Origin of the sequence: Streptomyces sp. NPDC006733, from assembly GCF_040636125.1 — a bacterium.
In the GTDB taxonomy this organism is placed as follows: domain Bacteria; phylum Actinomycetota; class Actinomycetes; order Streptomycetales; family Streptomycetaceae; genus Actinacidiphila.
Window position 1 is genome coordinate 86,352 of sequence record NZ_JBEYJD010000018.1, and the last position, 16,933, is coordinate 103,284.

Below are 16,933 nucleotides of genomic sequence, written 5' to 3' on the forward strand. Positions count from 1 at the left end.
GGCCCCCGCCGTTGTCACACGTACTGGAAGGCGGAGCCTCAGGCCTTGTCGGCCTCGGCGGCCGGAGCCTCGGTGGCCTCGGCGGCGGGCGCCTCGGCGTCGGCGACGGCCTCGGTGACCGTCTCGGCCTCGGCGTCGGCGACAGCCGCGGTCTCGGCACCGGTCTCGACCGGAGCCTCGTCCTTGGCCTTCTCACCCTCGAGGAGCTCGCGCTCCCACTCGGCGAGCGGCTCGGCGGCGCCTTCGGCCTTCTTGTCACCGGTGGCGGCACCGGAGCGGGCGATGAGGCCCTCGGCGACGGCGTCGGCGATCACACGGGTGAGCAGCGTGACGGAGCGGATCGCGTCGTCGTTGCCCGGGATCTTGTAGTCGACCTCGTCGGGGTCGCAGTTGGTGTCGAGGATCGCGACGACCGGGATGCGCAGCTTGCGCGCCTCACCGACGGCGATGTGCTCCTTCTTGGTGTCCACGATCCAGACGGCGCTGGGCACCTTCTGCATCTCGCGGATACCGCCGAGGGTCTTCTCGAGCTTGTCCTTCTCGCGGGAGAGGACGAGGAGCTCCTTCTTGGTGAGGCCGGAGGCGGCCACATCCGTGAAGTCGATCTCCTCGAGCTCCTTCAGGCGCTGCAGGCGCTTGTAGACGGTCGAGAAGTTCGTGAGCATGCCGCCCAGCCACCGCTGGTTGACGTAGGGCATGCCGACGCGCGAGGCCTGCTCGGCGATGGCTTCCTGCGCCTGCTTCTTGGTGCCGATGAACATGATGGAGCCGCCGTGGGCGACGGTCTCGCGGACGAACTCGTAGGCGCGGTCGATGTACGACAGCGACTGGAGCAGGTCGATGATGTAGATGCCGTTGCGCTCCGTGAAGATGAAACGCTTCATCTTCGGGTTCCAACGACGGGTCTGGTGACCGAAGTGGACGCCGCTTTCCAGCAGCTCCCGCATCGTGACGACGGCCATGGCCGCGCTCCTTGAGGTACTCGGTTATCGCGGCGGCCGGACGGCCGTCGCGCCTGACGCCCCGACGCGCCGTGCCACGAGGGACCGAGGGGCGCGGCCACCCTTCACGAGGAAGTCGGTGGCGGGGCGTGCGAAGTCGATCCAGTGACCCGGATCGCCAGGGAAAGTGTACGTGACCGGCGGAGTGCGGAACGACAGCTTCTCGCGCCACAGGTTTATCCACAGGGCGCCCTCATGATCGTCTTTTGCGGCCGGAATACGGGACCGTCGAGGCATGGCTCCCTTCCCCGTCGTACCCCTGGTTCTGCCGCTCTGGCTCTCTCTGCTCGCCGCGCTGGCCCTCGCCGTGCCGCTGCCGGCCACGGGCTCGGGCGGGCCGGGTGGCGGGCTGGGCGGAGGCGCCGGTTCCGGCGCCCGGAGCTGGCCGGTCGGCGGGGGTGCGGGCGGTGCGGGGGGCGGGCGACCGGTGGTCGTGCGCGGGTTCGAGCCGCCGGCGTCGCCGTGGGGCGGCGGGCACCGGGGAGTGGATCTCCGCGCCGGGCCGGGCGCCCCGGTGCGGTCAGCCGCGCCGGGGCGGGTGACGTTCGCGGGCCCGGTGGGAGGGGTCGGCGTGGTCTCGGTCCTGCTCCCGGACGGGCGGCGCACGACGTACGAGCCGGTGCGTGCCGCGGTCGCGGTGGGTGACGAGGTGGCCGCGGGCCAGCGGGTGGGGGTGCTGGGGCACGGGCCGTGGCACTGCCCGGCCGGGTGCCTGCACTGGGGGCTGCTGCGCGGGGGCGACTACCTCGACCCGCTGACCCTGCTGCCCGAGTGGATGCGGCACGGCGGCCGGTCCCGGCTGCTCCCGGTCTTCGGCGTCCCCGAGCCGGGGGCGGTGGGGGCCGGCGAGGTTGCGGGGGCTGCGGCTACTGGACGGCGGGAGCGGGCGCCGGGGTGGTGGCCGGGCCCTGCACTCCGCGCAGGGCCATCGCCACGGCGGCCTCGACGATCCGGTCCGGGACCTCGGCGGCGCCCAGCTCGATCCGGCGCACCGCGGCGTCCACGACACCCTGCAGCAGCATGGCCGTCAGGCGCGGCTCCTCGTGCCCGAGATCGCCCAGCGCCTCGACCACCATGGCGATCAGGCCGCCGTGCGCCGCGCGGATCTTCTCGCGGGCTCCGGCGTCCAGCTCGCCCGCCGAGATGGCGACCACGGCGCGGTGCCGCCGGTCTCCGACCAGCGTGAGCTGGCTGCGCACATACGCCTCGATCTTGGCTCCGGCGCCGTCGGCGGCCTGCATCGCCGCCTCGACCTCGGCGGCCCAGACCGGGAAGTCGACGGAGCACAGCTCTTCGACGACGGCCGCCCGGGACCGGAAGTACTCGTAGACGGACGACCGCGCGAGGCCGGTGCGTTCGGCCAGGGCCGGGAAGGTCAGCGCCTCCGTGCCGCCCTCGGTCAGGAGAGATCTTGCGGCGTCCAGCAGGGCGTCGCGCTGCATCGTCCGGTGCTCGGCCACGGAGGCCGCTCGAATCCTGGGCACCCGTCCACTGTAGGCGGTGGCCGGCGTCAGCGGCCGACGTCCGCCAGCTTCGCGCGCAACTGCAGCACCGATTTGGTGTGGATCTGGCTGACCCGGCTCTCCGTGACGCCGAGCACGGAGCCGATCTCGGCGAGCGTGAGCCCCTCGTAGTAGTAGAGGGTCACGACGGTCTTCTCACGCTCCGGGAGCGTGTTCACCGCGCGCGCCAGCAGCCGGCGCAGCTCGCGGTCCTCGGCGACCTCCACCGGGTTGTCGGCGCCGGTGTCCTCCAGGGTGTCGACCAGGCTGAGCCGGTCGCCGCCGTCCCCGCCGACGTGCAGCAGCTCCTCCAGCGCCACCACGTTCGCCAGCGACAGGGCGCTGAACACGCCGTGCAGCTCCTCCAGGGGGACGCCGAGCTCGGCGGCGACCTCGGACTCGCTGGGGGTGCGCCGCAGCGAGGCCTCCAGGGTGGCGTAGGCCCGCTCGACCGCCCGCGCCTTCTGGCGCACGGAGCGCGGGATCCAGTCCAGGGCCCGCAGTTCGTCGATCATGGCGCCGCGGATCCGGGTGATCGCGTACGTCTCGAACTTGATCGCCCGTTCGGGATCGAACTTCTCGATGGCGTCGATGAGCCCGAAGACCCCCGAGGAGACGAAGTCCGCCTGCTCGACGTTGGCCGGCAGGCCGACGCTGACCCGCCCCGCAACGTACTTCACCAGGGGCGAGTAGTGCAGGATCAGCTGCTCCCGGAGCTTCGCGTCCGCCGTGGCCTTGTAGGTCCGCCACAACGCGTCGAGCGCGGTGGGGCCGGCGGGACGGGGGACACTGCGCGCTGCGGTGGCCGCCGTGGCCCGGTCCGGCCCGGAAGGGTGCTGGGGCATGCGTCGTCTTGTGCCGTTCTGCCGAGACGTAGGCGAAAAATGGAATCCATGGGAGCGTAGCGTGACCACAGTGTCGCTCATTGCTACGACTTCCGTGCGGGGCATGCGCAGATACGTTCCGCTGAGGGGTTCGGGAGTGCGACTCCACGGCGAGTCCTCCGCGGGGGAATGTTGGGCAAGCATGCATTCCCCGCACCGGCTCCACACCTCGTCACCCGATTGCCGCAGGTCAACCACCTTCCTTCGGAGTGCTCCGTGTTGACCGGGTCACTCGCCTTGGGGAACCGGCCGGTTCCGGGGGAATCGCGTCAACTGCCATCGGTCTCCGTCCCGTTCCACGAATCCCAGCGCCTGCAATTCGTAGAGGCGTCCGAGCGTGTCGTCCGTTCCGGTGGCCGCGGCGCGGGCCAACTGCTCGACTCCCGCACCGCCCCGGGCGGGCAGCGCCTCCAGCACCCGCACGGCACCGGCCTCCAGCAGATCCCTGGCCAGCACCGGCCCCTGCCGCTCGGGCGCCAGGTCGCCGCCGATCCGGCCGACCATCTCGACGACCTCCGCCGCGTCCGTGACCAGAGCCGCCTCGTTGCGCAGCAGTTCGTGCACGCCGGCCGAGAGGCCCGAGGTGCACGGGCCCGGCACGCCCATCGTCAGCCGCCCCAGCTCGCGGGCGCGCCGCGCGGTGATCAGCGAGCCGCTGCGGTGCTGCGCCTCGACCACCACCGTGCCGCGCGTGAGAGCGGCGATGACGCGGTTGCGGAGCACGAACCTGCTGCGGGTCGGGTGCGAACCCGGGGGCAACTCCCCAACGATCAGACCCCGTTCCGCGATGCGGGAGATCAGGTCGGCATGGCCCCGCGGGTAGGGCACGTCCGCCCCGCAGGCCAGCACCGCGACGGTCCCTCCGGCCGCCGACAGCGCGCCCCGGTGGGCCGCGCCGTCCACGCCGTACGCCGCACCGGAGACCACCACCCAGCCGGCTTCGGCCAGCCCAGCGCCCAGCCGGGCCGCCATATGGGCGCCGTAGTCGGTGCAGGCCCTGGCGCCCACCACCGCGACGGACCGCAGGGCCCACATCCGCAGCTTCGGCCTCCCCCGCACCCACAGGCCGTAGGGCCTCCCGGCGCCGAGGTCGTCGAGCTGCGCCGGCCAGTCGGTGTCGCCCGGACACACGAAACGCCCGCCGAGCGCCTCCACCGCCGCCAGGTCCGCGGCCGGGTCCGGCGCCGCTCCGGCCCGGATCCGGTACCCGGCCGTCCGCTGCTCGCCCGCCCCCGGCAGCGGCCCTCCGGCCCGGAGCTCCGCCACCACCTCCCGCGGGTCGCGGTCCCGCAGCCACGTCCCGACGATCTCGTCGCCGGGATCGGCGATCCGGGTCAGCGCGGCCCGCGCGAGCCGCTCCCCGTCGCCGACGCCGCCCACCGCACCGGCACCGGCTTCGACGTCATCCCTCCCCATCGGCCCCCACCCCCACCGTGGCCGGCACGCCGCGAGCGATCCCGGTGCGCAGTTGCAGGGCCTCCGCCATCTCCGATGGGCCGGGCCGATCGACCCCCGCGAGGTCCGCGATCGTCCAGGCCACCCTCAGGACGCGGTCCAGGCCGCGGGCGGTGAGCAGCCCGCGCTCCATGTCCCGCTCCGCCTCCCGCAGCCCGGCCGGGCCCACCTGCCAGCGGGTGCGCAGCTCGTGGCCCGGCACCTCGCTGTTGGTCCGCCACGGGGTCTCCGCGTACCGCGCCGTCGCCCGGTCCCTCGCCAGCCTCACCCGGTCCGCGACCCGCGCGCTCGGCTCGGCGCCCGTGACCGCCTCGATCAGCTCCGTACGGGTCACCGCCTCGACCTGGACCCGCAGGTCCACCCGGTCCAGCAGCGGCCCGCTCAACCGCGCCTGGTAGCGGCGGACCGCGGCCGGCGAGCAGTCGCACCCCAGCCCCAGCAGCGAATGCCGGCCGCACGGGCAGGGGTTGGCGGCGAGGACGAGCAGGAAGCGAGCGGGCAGCCGCATCACCCCCGCGGAGCGGGCCACCACGACGTGCCCGGACTCCAGCGGCTGGCGCATCGCGTCGAGCACCCGGCCGCTGAACTCGGGCGCCTCGTCCATGAAGAGCACCCCGCGGTGGGCCAGCGAGACCGCGCCCGGCCGGGGCAGGCCGCTGCCGCCGCCGATGATGGAGGGCATCGTCGCCGAATGGTGCGGCGCGCAGTACGGCGGGGTGTCGACCAGGGGCTTGCCCGGCGGCAGGATTCCGGCGACCGAGTGCACCGCCGTGACCTCCAGCGACTCCTGGGCGGTGAGCCGCGGCAGGAGCCCGGCCAGCCGCTCGGCCAGCATCGTCTTCCCCGCGCCCGGCGGGCCCTTCAAGTACAGGTGGTGGCCGCCGGCCGCCGAGATCTCCAGGGCGCGCCGGGCGGTGTGCTGGCCCGCGACGTCCGCCAGGTCCGGGAGCGTCTGCCGGTCGCAGACCCCGGTACCGACGCCGGCGCCGGGCACCGCGAGCCCGGCGAGCAGCGGGTCGGGCCGCCCCTCGCCCCGCTCCTCCGACTCCTCGGGGACCGCCTCGTCGTTGAGGATCGCGATGAGCTGGCGCAGGGTGCGGATGCCAAGCACCGAGACTCCCGGGACGAGCGCGGCCTCGGCCGCCGTGCGTTCCGGCACGACGACCTGCCGGTATCCGGCGTCGGCGGCGGCGAGGACGGCGGGCAGCACGCCGCGGACCGGCCGCACCCGCCCGTCGAGCCCCAGCTCGCCGACCATCACCAGATCGGCGATGGCCGGCGGCGCGATCCGTTCGTTGGCGGCCAGGACGGCGCACGCGACCCCGAGGTCGAAGCCACTGCCGCTCTTGGGGACCGAGGCGGGGCTGAGGCCCACGGTGAGTTTCTTCTGCGGCCACGTCTCGCCGCTGTTCACGATGGCCGCGCGGACGCGGTCGCGGCTCTCGCTCAGGCTCTTGTCGGGCAGGCCGACGAGGGTGAACGCGGCGAGCCCCGGTTCGAGGTCGGCCTGGACCTCGACGACCACGCCCTCCACACCGACCAGGGCGACCGAGCAGGTACGGGCGAAGCCCATCAGGCCACCCCCCGCACATGCTCGACCCGCGCCGCTCCGCGGCCGGGCAGCACCACCCCGACCAGGTCGATCCGCACCCCGCCGGAGGGCGGTCCGCCGTGCTCGCTGAGCCAGTACTCGGCGAGCAGCCGCAGCCGCTCCGCCTTGCGCGGGGTGACGGCCGCCATGGGGTGCTCGTAGCCGCCGTCCGAGCGGGTCTTCACCTCGCACAGCACCAGCGCGTCGCCCTCCGACGCGATGATGTCCACCTCGCCCCGGCGGCACCGCCAGTTCCGCTCCAGAACCCTCAGGCCCGCCGCGGTGAGCCGGCGGGCCGCCAACTCCTCGCCGTACCTGCCCCGGGCTGCTCGTGCGTTCACGCACACCACCTCCGCCACTCACTGTGACGGAGGCGGTGCACATCAGATGATCTTGAAGATATCTGTGGATAACCCGGATCCCGGGCTGCTCCCGGCGTGCCGGCGAGGTCCCGGGCCGGGGCGGATCAGCTGTTGAAGCCCGCTTCGTCGGAGGCGAGGTCGAGGTCCGCCTTGTTCAGCTCCTCGATGTTCACGTCCTTGAATGTGAGGACCCGGACCTGCTTCACGAAGCGGGCCGGCCGGTACATGTCCCACACCCAGGCATCAGCCATGGACACCTCGAAGAAGACCTCGCCCTGAACCGAGTGCACCTGCATCTCGTAATCGTTGGTCAGGTAGAAACGCCGCTCGGTCTCAATCACATATTTGAACAACCCGACGACATCGCGGTACTCCCGGTAGAGCTTCAGCTCCATCTCGGTCTCGTACTTCTCGAGGTCCTCGGCGCTCATCGCATGTTCCCCTTCAGCCGTACGTCCCCCCATTGTGCGTCAGTCACGCTCCGTCCCCAGGGGGATCGGGAATTGTGGGGGTCCTTCGTCGAGCAGCGTACGCAGCAGCTCGGCGAGCCTGATCGGGTACACCGTCTCACGAGAGGAGAGAAGTTCCTCGCAGGTCCACCACCGCAGCCCGGTGACGCTGCGCCGCTCCAGTTCCGTGTGCCCGGCGGTGTCGAACTCGGTGATCCCGGTGCGCGCCAGGTAGTACCACTCGTCCTGCTCCCAGCGGCGTCCGTCGAACGCGAACGAACAGCTCCGCTCCCACAGCACCGGCCCCAGCTCCACCGAGGTCATCCCGGTCTCCTCGGCCAGCTCCCGGCGGGCCGCCGCCTCCAGGCTCTCGCCGTCCTCGACCCCGCCGCCCGGGGTGAACCACCAGGTCATCGAGGGGTCGGCCGGCTCGTGGCCGTGCAGCAGCAGGATGCGGTCGGCGGGATCCAGCAGGACGACGCGGGCCGCGCGGCGCTTGATCACCGGCGGCGGCGCAGTCGGCGGGCGATCGGACCGTGCGCCGCGCCGCCGAGGATCAGCACCATGCCGGCGAAGACCGAGACGGTGATCCAGCGCAGCGGCCCCGGCTCGGAGACGCCGCCGGGCAGCGCGGAGAAGTTCTCGGCCCGGTCCACCATGCCCAGCCGCCCCAGCGGCCACGCCACCGCGTCCACCCGGGCCCGGACCGCGCCGCGCGGCACCGTGCCGGTCTCGCCGCCGGTCATGTGCACGCGGGAGTCCAGCGACTCGGCGCGGTTGTCGCCCAGCAGGAACAGCTGCCCCTTGGGGACCGTGGTCTCGAACGGCGTCATCGACGCGGGGCCGCCGTTGAGGAGGTACTTCTCCTCGACCGGCTTGCCGTTGACCAGCATCCGGCCCTGCTGGTCGCAGCAGGTGATGACGTCGCCGTCCACCCCGACGACGCGCTTGACCAGCGTCGCGCTGCCCCACAGCTGGTCCTGGAAGACCACGATGTCGCCGCGCCGCACCTCGGACCCGTCGACCCGCTGCGCCAGGATCCGGTCCCCCGGCTCCACGGTCGGCTGCATGGACCCGGTCGGGACGGTGTAGGGCCGGTAGACCACCGCGCCCCAGGCGAAGCCGCCCAGGAACAGCACGCACCCGATGGCCACGGCCAGCCCGGACAGTACGCGTCCGAGCCGGCCGTCATCCCTGCGTATCGCGCTGCTGCTCGCGGAAGTGCTGCTCATGGGTCCGCACCCTACCCGGCGGTACCTGCCGGGGTCAGCACTCCGCGGCAGGCCTTTGCGAACCCCATGCGAACCCCACCAGTCCCACGAGAACCGCGGGCCTCAGGAAATCGCCCTCTCGGGCGCCCTCGCTCAGCTCGCGGAGCCCTCGGCGGCCTCGGCGCCCTTGCGGGTCAGCCGACGCCGGCGCATCAGCACCAGCGGAACCGCGCCCACCAGGCCCGCGGCGGCCGGCAGAGCGCCCGTCGCGTTGATCCCCGGCTGGTCGAAGGTGTCGGGGACCGGCAGCATGCCCCAGCGGTTGATGGGCCAGGCCTTCACGAAGGCACGGCCGACCACGTCGTCGAGCGGGACGAACCCGTTACCCGGCTGGTCCATGTGGTACCGGGAGTCCAGGGAGTTCTGGCGGTGGTCGCCCATCACCCAGATGCGGTCCTTGGGGACCGTCACCTTGAACGGCTTGTCCATCGTGCACGGGGTGTTGTCCGGGTAGACGTACGGCTCGACGAGCGCCTTGCCGTTCACCTTGAGCGGACCGGTTCCGTTGCACTCGACGGTGTCGCCGCCCACGCCGATGACCCGCTTGATCAGGTCCTTCTCCTGCGCGGAGGGCATCAGGCCGATGAAGCTGAGGGCCGACTGCAGACCCCGCGACACGGCGTTGCCGCTGGCCGGCGGGTTCTCCGGCAGCCAGCCGCCCGGGTCGTGGAAGACGACGACCTCGCCGCGGTCGGGCTCGGAGCCGAACCACGGGGTCAGCTTGTCCACCAGGACGCGGTCGCCCTCCTGGAGGGTGTTCTGCATCGAGTCCGACGGGATGGAGAACGCCTGCACCAGGAACGTCTTGATCAGCAGCGCCAGGACCAGCGCGATGCCGATGAGCAGTGGCAGCTCCTTCCAGAACGACCGCTGCTTGCGCTCCGGCCTACGGCGTCGGCCCGCCGCACCGTCGTCCTCGCCCGGGCCCTCGCCACCGGACCCCGGGCCGCCGTCCCCCGCGCCGGAGCGCGGCGCCGGTGGCTCGTGTCCGGACTCGTTCTCGTGCCCCGCATCGGGGGCCGCGCCGCCGCCCGCCGTCTTCTGGACAGAGCCCGCCGGGATGTTCCCGTCTTCGGGCTCGCCGGATCCGGATCGTGCGCCGACCGCCAGGTCCCCCACGTTCACTCCTCATTCCACGCTGCCGCCTGCGCCATGACTGACGCAGGCCCACCACTCCCATAACGAGCGGGAGTTCCGCAGGAGTCGGGGGGTGGGTCGTTCCTTGCCCAATGTTGGCCGTGCCCACCTTAGTCGGCGGTTCCAGCGCACTCGCGCCGGTCGGCCGCGCGTCGGGCACCGAGGCATACGTCCCCGGCTCCTCCAGTTTGCGCCAGTGGGCCACCGGCCAGGCGATGACGAAGGCCCTGCCCACCACCAGATCCAGCGGAACCGTCCCCTGACCAGGCTGGTCCATGTGGAAACGGGAATCCGCCGAGTTGGAGCGGTGGTCGCCCATCACCCAAACCCGCCCGACAGGCACCTTGACGCTGAACGCCGAGACCGACGGCGTATCCCCCGGATTGATGTACGGCTCGGTCAACGGCGTCCCGTTGACGGTGATCCGGCCGTCCTTGTCGCAGCACTTGACGGTGTCCCCGCCGACCGCGACCACCCGCTTGATCAGATCCTGCTCGCCCGAGGCCGGGAGCAGTCCGATGAAGGTGAAGAACTCCTTCACCTGCTTGATCCCCACCGGATCCGGCTTCGGCTGGGGCTCGTTGGCCAGCCAGCCGCCCGGGTCCTTGAAGACCACGACGTCACCGCGTTGCGGCGTACTGCCGAACCACGGAGTCAACTTGTCGACCAGCACCCGGTCGCTGATCCGGATCGTCTGCTCCATCGAGCCGGACGGGATGACGAACGCCTGCAGCAGGAACGTCTTCAGCACCAGGGCGATCAGCAGCGCCACGATCAGCAGCAGCGGAATCTCCCGCGCCGCCGACCGGCGCCGCTTGCGCTTGACCTTGCGCGCCAGCTTGCGCCGCTCCGCGCGGGTGCCGCCGCCCCGCGGCCCGGAACCGCCGGAACGACCGGATCCGCCCGAGCTGCCCGAACCGCCCGAACCACCGGAACCGCCCGAGCCACCGGAACCGCTGCCGGACCCGTCGTACCCGCTGCCGGAACCGCCGTACCCGCTGCCGGACCCGTCCCGCGACCCGTCGCCCGCGCCGTCGCCATGGCCGTGCGCCCTGCCTGCGTCGCGCCCCGGCCCCGCGCCGCGGCGGGCCGCCGGGACCGCGCCCGGCCGGTGGTGCCCGTAGCGCGGCCTGCCGCGGTTACCCACGGCACCGGCCCGGTCCGGGTACGGCGGCGAAGATCTCCGGGCGGTCCAGGGACCGCATCCGGCCGATCGGCCAGCCGATCCAGTCGGCCCGGCCGATCACCTCGTCCAGCGGGACGGTGCCGCCGCCGGGTTCGCCGAGGTGGTCGCGGGAATCCCGGGAGTCGTCACGGTGGTCGCCCATCACCCACAGCCTCCCTGCCGGCACTCGGATGTCGAACGGTACCCGGGACGGTGTATTGCCCGGATACAGATAAGCCTCGTCCAACGAATGGCCGTTCACCATGAGTCTGCCCAGCGCGTCGCAACAAGTGACCCGGTCCCCGCCAACACCGATCACCCGCTTCACATAATCGGTCCCGCCGGTCTGGAGGAACGATCCGTCACCGTCGAAGACGACGATGTCGCCCCGCTCCGGAACCCGGCCGAAGCGGTACGCCAGCTTGTTCACCAGCACCCGGTCCCCGACGTGCAGCGTCCCCTCCATCGAACCGCTCGGCACGAGGAACGGCTGCACCAGGAACGCGTTCACGACGAACAGGGCCGCCACGCAGGCCACGGCCGGCACCGCCGTGCGCCACCAGCGGGCCACGGACCACCACGGGGGGACGGAGGACGGGGACACAGCGAAGCGCGACCGCTGCTCCCCCTGCTGTTCAGCAGTGGAAGAGCGATCGCGCTCCGAAGGTCCTGCGTCCGTGTCCATCGAGCGGAGAGCCTATACGGCCCCGCGACGGACTCAGTTGTCGCGCTTCTCCTTGATCTTCGCGGCCTTGCCGCGCAGCTCACGGAGGTAGTACAGCTTGGCGCGACGGACGTCACCGCGGGTCACGATCTCGATCTTCTCGAAGATCGGGCTGTGCACCGGGAAGGTACGCTCGACGCCGACGCTGAAGCTGACCTTGCGGACCGTGAAGGTCTCGCGGACGCCCGCGCCCTGGCGGCGGACGACGACGCCCTTGAACTGCTGCACACGCGAGCGGGTGCCCTCGATGACGCGCACGTGGACGTTGATGGTGTCACCGGGGCGGAACGCCGGGACGTCGTCACGCTTCGACGCGTTGTCGATGGAGTCGAGAATATGCATGAAGATCTTCTGCTTCCTTCGCCCATGCCACAGGTCATCGGCGGAACGGTCGTGATGATGATTCGGAATGCCGCTCCGTCGGGCGAGCGTCGGTCCCCCTGTGGCAGGGGCGCCGCCGGACGTACAGCAGAGCGCTATTCTTCCACGGCCGGGGCCGCGCGCCCAAATCGGCCGTCCGGCAGCTCTTCCCAGCCCAGCTCCGCCAGGAGCGCGCGGTCGGCCTTGTCGAGGGCGGCGGGGTCGCAGCGCTCGATCAGGTCCGGCCGGTTGGCGGTGGTACGGCGGAACGCCTCGTCGCGGCGGAAGCGGGCGACCTTGCCGTGGTGGCCGCTCAGCAGCACCTCGGGCACCTCGCGCTCCCGCCAGACGGGCGGCTTCGTGTAGACCGGCCCCTCCAGGAGGTCGGCCATCGCGCCGGGCGCGAAGGAGTCGTCGCGGTGCGACTCGGCGTTGCCGAGCACGCCGGGCAGCAGCCGGGCCACCGCCTCGACGATCACCAGGACCGGGGCCTCGCCGCCGGCCAGGACGTAGTCGCCGATCGAGACCTCGCGGACGTCGTAACGGTCGGCGTACTCGTCGATGACCCGGCGGTCGATGCCCTCGTAGCGGGCGGGCGTGAAGATCAGCCAGGGCTGCTCGGACAGCTCGACGGCCAGCTCCTGGGTGAACGGCAGACCGCTGGGCGTCGGGACGACCAGCACGGGCCGCCGCTCGGAGACGTCCGCCGCATCGACCGCTTCCGCCCCGTCGACCGCTTCAGCCGTATCCGCCGCATCGGCGCCGGACGCGGTCACCGCGTCCAGCGCCTCGCCCCACGGCTCGGGCTTCATCACCATGCCGGGGCCGCCGCCGAACGGGCTGTCGTCCACGGTGTTGTGCCGGTCGTGCGTCCAGTCGCGCAGGTTGTGGATCCGCACGTCGAGCTGCCCGCGGGCCCGCGCCTTGCCGACCAGCGACACGTTCAGCGGTTCGAGGTACTCGGGGAAGATCGTGATGACGTCGATGCGCATCAGACGGTGCCGTCAGCGCCGTCACGGCCTTCGGGGGCGTCGGCCTCGGCGTCACGACTGCTCGCGACCTCGGCCTCCGCCTCGTTGAGCAGGCCCGGCGGCGGGTCGATCACGGCGCGCTGGTTCTCCAGGTCGATCTCCGGGACGATCTCGCTGACGAACGGGATCATCACCTCGCTGCCGTCGGGGCGCTCGACGATCAGCAGGTCCTGCCCCGGCAGGTGCGAGATCTCCAGGATGCGGCCGACCTCGGTCCCGTCCACGGTCACCACGTCGAGGTCGACCAGCTGGTGGTCGTAGAACTCCTCGGGGTCCTCGGGCAGCTCCGCCGGGTCCACCTCGGCGATCAGCAGGACGTTGCGCAGCGCCTCGGCGGCGTTGCGGTCCCGCACGCCCTCGAAGCGCAGCAGCAGACGGCCGCTGTGCACCTTGCCGGACTCGATGGTCAGCGGGCCGGCGGTGGCCGGGTCCGTGGCCAGCACCGCGCCCGGTCCGAGCCGGATCTCCGGCTCGTCGGTGCGCACCTCGACGGTGACCTCACCCTTGATGCCGTGGGCGCGCCCGATCCGGCCGACTACCAGCTGCACTCTGCTTGCCCTTCACTCACTCGGAACGTCCTGGAACACGACAACGGGCCGGGGCGGCGATTGCCGGCCCCGGCCCGTGCCGGTAATGCATCGGTCTCAGCGGACCTGATCCACGTCGACGAGGTCGACGCGGATGCCACGGCCACCGAGGGCGCCCACGACAGTGCGCAGAGCGCGTGCGGTGCGGCCGTTGCGGCCGATCACCTTGCCGAGGTCGTCCGGGTGCACCCGGACCTCGAGGACGCTCCCGCGGCGCAGGGTCTTCGCGGACACCTGCACATCATCGGGATTGTCGACGATGCCCTTCACGAGGTGCTCGAGAGCCTCCTCGAGCATGCTCAGGCCTCGGTGGTCTCGGCCGGGGCCTCAGCAGCGGCCTCGACGGCGTCATCGGCCTTCTTCTCGGCCTTCTCCGCCTTCTTGGCCTTCGGGGTGATGGCCTCACCCTTGGGCTCGTTGCCGGCGTCCTTGGCAGCGGCCTCGAAGAGGGCGCGCTTGTCGACCTTCGGCTCGGCGACGAGCATCGGGGCCGGGGCCGGCAGGCCCTTGAACTTCTGCCAGTCGCCGGTGACCTTGAGGATGGCCATCACGGGCTCGGTCGGCTGCGCGCCGACACCCAGCCAGTACTGGACACGCTCGGTGTCGACCTCGATGCGCGAGGGGTTCTGCACCGGGTGGTACAGGCCGATCTCCTCGATGGCCCGGCCGTCACGGCGGGTACGGGAGTCGGCGATGACGATGCGGTAGTGAGGCGAACGGATCTTGCCCAGACGCTTCAGCTTGATCTTGACTGCCACGGGAGTGGGTTCTCCTGGAATTGACGAGGTTGGGCACACCGAACACCCACGTGGGGTTGTGGGATTCGTGCGCCCAGCGGACGCGTCAGCCGAAGGAGAGAGGGTTCCTGCACGGCTGTCGAGTTCTCAGCTGGCTATTCTGCCACACGGTGACACGCCCGGCTAACCGGAGTGGCCCGGCAACCTTCCGGGCGGCTCCGGCTCACCTCACCCGACGCCTGCGCCGACGACCTCCGGAATACGGAACGCCTGCCCGCAGGCACCGCACATGATCGGCGCCTGCGCGAGGACCGACGGTACGACGCGGACATTGCGCCCGCAGTCGCACACGGCCTTGACGCGCACTCCCCCGCCGGACGACCCGTGCCGCGCGGCCGGACCGCGGAAACTGCGCGCGGTGTCCGCCGTGGTCGCGACCGTGTGCGCCTTCAGGGCGCGGTGCAGCCGGTCGATGGTGGCTCGATAGCGCTTCTTGGTGTCGGGGCGCAGACCGACCAGGGAGAAGCCGCTGCTGGGATGCGGCTCCTCGGCATGGTCCAGGCCCAGTTCGTCGGCGATCGCCAGAAATCGGCGGTTATGGTAGCGGCCGGCTCGTGACGTGTCACGGACGCCGCGTGCCGCGGCGACTCCGTGCACGGCCTCGTGGAGCAGCCTTTCGAAGGAGAGCTCGATCCCGCAGGCGGACGAGGACTCTCCGATCAGGGACTCTGGCGCGGCCAGATCCGGCAGTTCGGGGTGGTGCCGTTGAATGTCGGCCCACGCGACTGCCAGTTCGGCGGCGAGAACTGGTGGTGTCGTGCTCACGCCGTGACAACGAGCCGGGGTGGCCCAGTGTTCCGATTCCGGGACACCCCAAATAATTTGCACTCATCGGTCAGTTCCGGAGGATGCGTCCGGCGCGGGGCGGGAGCGGAGGATAGTGGAGGATCCGAACACCCGCCCCGAAGTCAGGACGTATCACCGAAAACCTACGCTCACTTCCGGCCAGCTACCTTCGGCTACCGACGGAGAACCGTCAGCGACCGGCGGCAGCGGGCCGGCCCATGAACGCCGTACGCGATCTCAGTACGGGAGCCCGGCGCCGGAGCGCGCGAGCCCCGTACCGGGAATCAGTACGCGCGAGCGACGACCGCGAGCGTGCCCGGGGCGTCGTCCGCGTCCGGGACGGACCCGTCCTCGGCGATCAGGCAGCGCACCGAGACGCTCTGCTGGGCGAGCTTGGCCTCGCCCTCCGGACCGAGGTCCGCCCACGGGATGCGGGCCCAGCCGGTGGCGGCGGCCTCGGCCGCCTCCTCGATGGTGGTCACGTCCACGGTGCGCGACTCGCGGCGCTCGCGGCTCTCGCGCAGCAGCTGCGCCTGGTCCTCTTCGAGGATCTTGGGGATCAGGGCCTCCAGCGCGTCGAGCGCGACCGGCTCCTTGCCCCCGGCGATCCGGCGGGCCAGCATCGCGGTGCCGTTCTCCAGGTCGCGCGGGCCGACCTCGACCCGGACCGGTACGCCCTTGAGCTCCCAGTCCACCGCGCGGCGGCCGAACGGGGTGTCGGTGCGGGCGTCCACCTGGACGCGGATCCCGGCCGCCTTGAGGCGGGCGCCGATCTCGTGCACCTTGTCGACGACCGTGTCGTCACCCTTGATGGCCACCACGACCACCTGGACGGCGGCGAGCCGCGGCGGGACGCGCAGGCCGTTGTCGTCGCCGTGCGACATGATCAGGCCGCCGACCATGCGGGTCGAGACGCCCCACGAGGTCTGCCAGACGTGCTCCTGCTTGCCCTCGCCCGACAGGTACGAGGTGTTGAACGCCTTCGCGAAGTTCTGCCCCAGCTCGTGGCTGGTGCCCATCTGCAGGGCCTTGCCGTCACCCATCATCCCCTCGAGGGTGAGGGTGTTGATGGCGCCGGCGAAGCGCTCCTTGGCGGTCTTGCGGCCGAGCACCACATCGATGCCGAGCACGTTCACCATGAAATCGGCGTACACGTCCTGGTGGATCCGCGCGGCGTAGTCACGCGCGTCTTCGTAGGTGGCGTGGGCGGTGTGGCCCTCCTGCCAGAGGAACTCGGTGGTGCGCAGGAAGACGCGCGGACGCATCTCCCAGCGGACGACGTTCGCCCACTGGTTGATCAGCAGGGGCAGGTCCCGGTAGCTCTGCACCCACTTGGAGAAGTACTCGTTGATGATCGTCTCGGAGGTGGGCCGGACGACGATGGGCTCTTCCAGCTCCTTGCCGCCGCCGTGCGTGACGACCGCCAGCTCGGGGGCGAAGCCCTCCACGTGCTCGGCTTCGCGCGTCAGGTACGACTGCGGGATGAAGAGCGGGAAGTACGCGTTCTGGGCGCCCGCGTCCTTGATGCGCGCGTCCATCTCCTGCTGCATCCGCTCCCAGAGGGCGTATCCGTAGGGCCGGATCACCATCGTGCCGCGCACCGGGCCGTTGTCGGCCAGTTCGGCCTTGTTGACCAGGTCCTGGTACCAGCGGGGGAAGTCGACCGCCTGAGGCGTGAGAACGGGGGGCTTTGCCATGGCGCCGATGTTACGGGGCGATGACCGCCGGACGTGAATCGGGCCGCCCTCTGGACGGGAGCCCAAAACCGGAGTTGTCTGGCTTTCGGGGACATGCACAAAGCACCGGGGGGCACACGAGGACGGCGACTCGG

The 16,933-nt window shown here is 71.6% G+C and carries 19 protein-coding genes and 1 pseudogene; 1 reads left to right on the forward strand and 19 read right to left on the reverse strand.

Going from position 1 to position 16,933, the window contains the following annotated elements; genetic code table 11:
- Positions 1-38: 38 nt before the first annotated feature.
- Entirely contained in the window at positions 39-962 is a 924-nt protein-coding gene (gene rpsB, locus ABZ721_RS17915; RefSeq protein WP_358789573.1) for a 30S ribosomal protein S2, read from the reverse strand.
- Positions 963-1,236: 274 nt separating this feature from the next.
- Here rpsB and ABZ721_RS17920 point away from each other — a divergent pair.
- A pseudogene (locus ABZ721_RS17920) lies at positions 1,237-1,839 on the forward strand (M23 family metallopeptidase); the annotation flags it as partial.
- A gap of 28 nt (positions 1,840-1,867) precedes the next feature.
- Here the strand turns inward: ABZ721_RS17920 and ABZ721_RS17925 are convergent.
- The 18 genes from ABZ721_RS17925 to proS form a co-directional block, all read right to left on the reverse strand.
- Positions 1,868-2,461: a helix-turn-helix domain-containing protein gene (locus ABZ721_RS17925; RefSeq protein WP_358789632.1), complete on the reverse strand. Its 594-nt coding sequence runs from the start codon at positions 2,459-2,461 to the stop codon at positions 1,868-1,870.
- 50 nt (positions 2,462-2,511) lie between these two features.
- On the reverse strand, positions 2,512-3,348 hold the full coding sequence (whiG, locus tag ABZ721_RS17930) for an RNA polymerase sigma factor WhiG (RefSeq protein ID WP_358789574.1): 837 nt from the start codon (positions 3,346-3,348) through the stop codon (positions 2,512-2,514).
- Positions 3,349-3,615: 267 nt separating this feature from the next.
- The gene (gene dprA, locus ABZ721_RS17935; protein WP_358789575.1) at positions 3,616-4,803 is read right to left on the reverse strand and encodes a DNA-processing protein DprA; all 1,188 of its coding nucleotides are present in this window, start codon (positions 4,801-4,803) and stop codon (positions 3,616-3,618) included.
- On the reverse strand, positions 4,790-6,415 hold the full coding sequence (locus ABZ721_RS17940) for a YifB family Mg chelatase-like AAA ATPase (protein ID WP_358789576.1): 1,626 nt from the start codon (positions 6,413-6,415) through the stop codon (positions 4,790-4,792). Before ABZ721_RS17940 ends, dprA begins: the two co-directional genes overlap by 14 nt.
- Positions 6,415-6,774 (reverse strand): YraN family protein, encoded by a 360-nt coding sequence (locus ABZ721_RS17945; protein WP_358789577.1) that lies wholly within the window; start codon positions 6,772-6,774, stop codon positions 6,415-6,417. Before ABZ721_RS17945 ends, ABZ721_RS17940 begins: the two co-directional genes overlap by 1 nt.
- 125 nt (positions 6,775-6,899) lie before the next feature.
- The gene (locus tag ABZ721_RS17950; protein WP_250977965.1) at positions 6,900-7,226 is read right to left on the reverse strand and encodes a DUF2469 domain-containing protein; all 327 of its coding nucleotides are present in this window, start codon (positions 7,224-7,226) and stop codon (positions 6,900-6,902) included.
- 39 nt (positions 7,227-7,265) lie between these two features.
- Positions 7,266-7,745: an NUDIX hydrolase gene (locus ABZ721_RS17955; RefSeq protein WP_358789633.1), complete on the reverse strand. Its 480-nt coding sequence runs from the start codon at positions 7,743-7,745 to the stop codon at positions 7,266-7,268.
- Entirely contained in the window at positions 7,745-8,476 is a 732-nt protein-coding gene (lepB, locus tag ABZ721_RS17960) for a signal peptidase I (protein ID WP_358789578.1), read from the reverse strand. Before lepB (ABZ721_RS17960) ends, ABZ721_RS17955 begins: the two co-directional genes overlap by 1 nt.
- A 132-nt stretch (positions 8,477-8,608) precedes the next feature.
- Positions 8,609-9,367, reverse strand: a complete 759-nt coding sequence (lepB, locus tag ABZ721_RS17965; protein WP_358789634.1) for a signal peptidase I — start codon at positions 9,365-9,367, stop codon at positions 8,609-8,611.
- A gap of 34 nt (positions 9,368-9,401) precedes the next feature.
- Complete coding sequence (lepB, locus tag ABZ721_RS17970; RefSeq protein WP_358789579.1) at positions 9,402-10,799, reverse strand: signal peptidase I; 1,398 nt, start codon at positions 10,797-10,799, stop codon at positions 9,402-9,404.
- On the reverse strand, positions 10,792-11,502 hold the full coding sequence (gene lepB / locus ABZ721_RS17975; protein WP_358789580.1) for a signal peptidase I: 711 nt from the start codon (positions 11,500-11,502) through the stop codon (positions 10,792-10,794). Before lepB (ABZ721_RS17975) ends, lepB (ABZ721_RS17970) begins: the two co-directional genes overlap by 8 nt.
- Positions 11,503-11,535: 33 nt before the next feature.
- Entirely contained in the window at positions 11,536-11,883 is a 348-nt protein-coding gene (gene rplS / locus ABZ721_RS17980) for a 50S ribosomal protein L19 (protein ID WP_277440330.1), read from the reverse strand.
- A 134-nt stretch (positions 11,884-12,017) separates the two neighbouring features.
- Positions 12,018-12,893, reverse strand: coding sequence for a tRNA (guanosine(37)-N1)-methyltransferase TrmD (trmD, locus tag ABZ721_RS17985; RefSeq protein WP_358789581.1), 876 nt, complete (start codon positions 12,891-12,893; stop codon positions 12,018-12,020).
- Complete coding sequence (rimM, locus tag ABZ721_RS17990; RefSeq protein WP_358789582.1) at positions 12,893-13,480, reverse strand: ribosome maturation factor RimM; 588 nt, start codon at positions 13,478-13,480, stop codon at positions 12,893-12,895. The genes trmD and rimM overlap by 1 nt, the downstream gene beginning before the upstream one ends.
- Before the next feature lie 96 nt (positions 13,481-13,576).
- Positions 13,577-13,816, reverse strand: coding sequence for an RNA-binding protein (locus tag ABZ721_RS17995; protein WP_269273729.1), 240 nt, complete (start codon positions 13,814-13,816; stop codon positions 13,577-13,579).
- 2 nt (positions 13,817-13,818) lie between these two features.
- On the reverse strand, positions 13,819-14,277 hold the full coding sequence (gene rpsP, locus ABZ721_RS18000) for a 30S ribosomal protein S16 (RefSeq protein WP_358789583.1): 459 nt from the start codon (positions 14,275-14,277) through the stop codon (positions 13,819-13,821).
- Between the two features lie 207 nt (positions 14,278-14,484).
- Positions 14,485-15,081, reverse strand: a complete 597-nt coding sequence (locus tag ABZ721_RS18005; protein ID WP_358789584.1) for a hypothetical protein — start codon at positions 15,079-15,081, stop codon at positions 14,485-14,487.
- A gap of 305 nt (positions 15,082-15,386) precedes the next feature.
- On the reverse strand, positions 15,387-16,799 hold the full coding sequence (gene proS, locus ABZ721_RS18010) for a proline--tRNA ligase (RefSeq protein ID WP_358789585.1): 1,413 nt from the start codon (positions 16,797-16,799) through the stop codon (positions 15,387-15,389).
- Between the last annotated feature and the right edge of the window lie 134 nt (positions 16,800-16,933).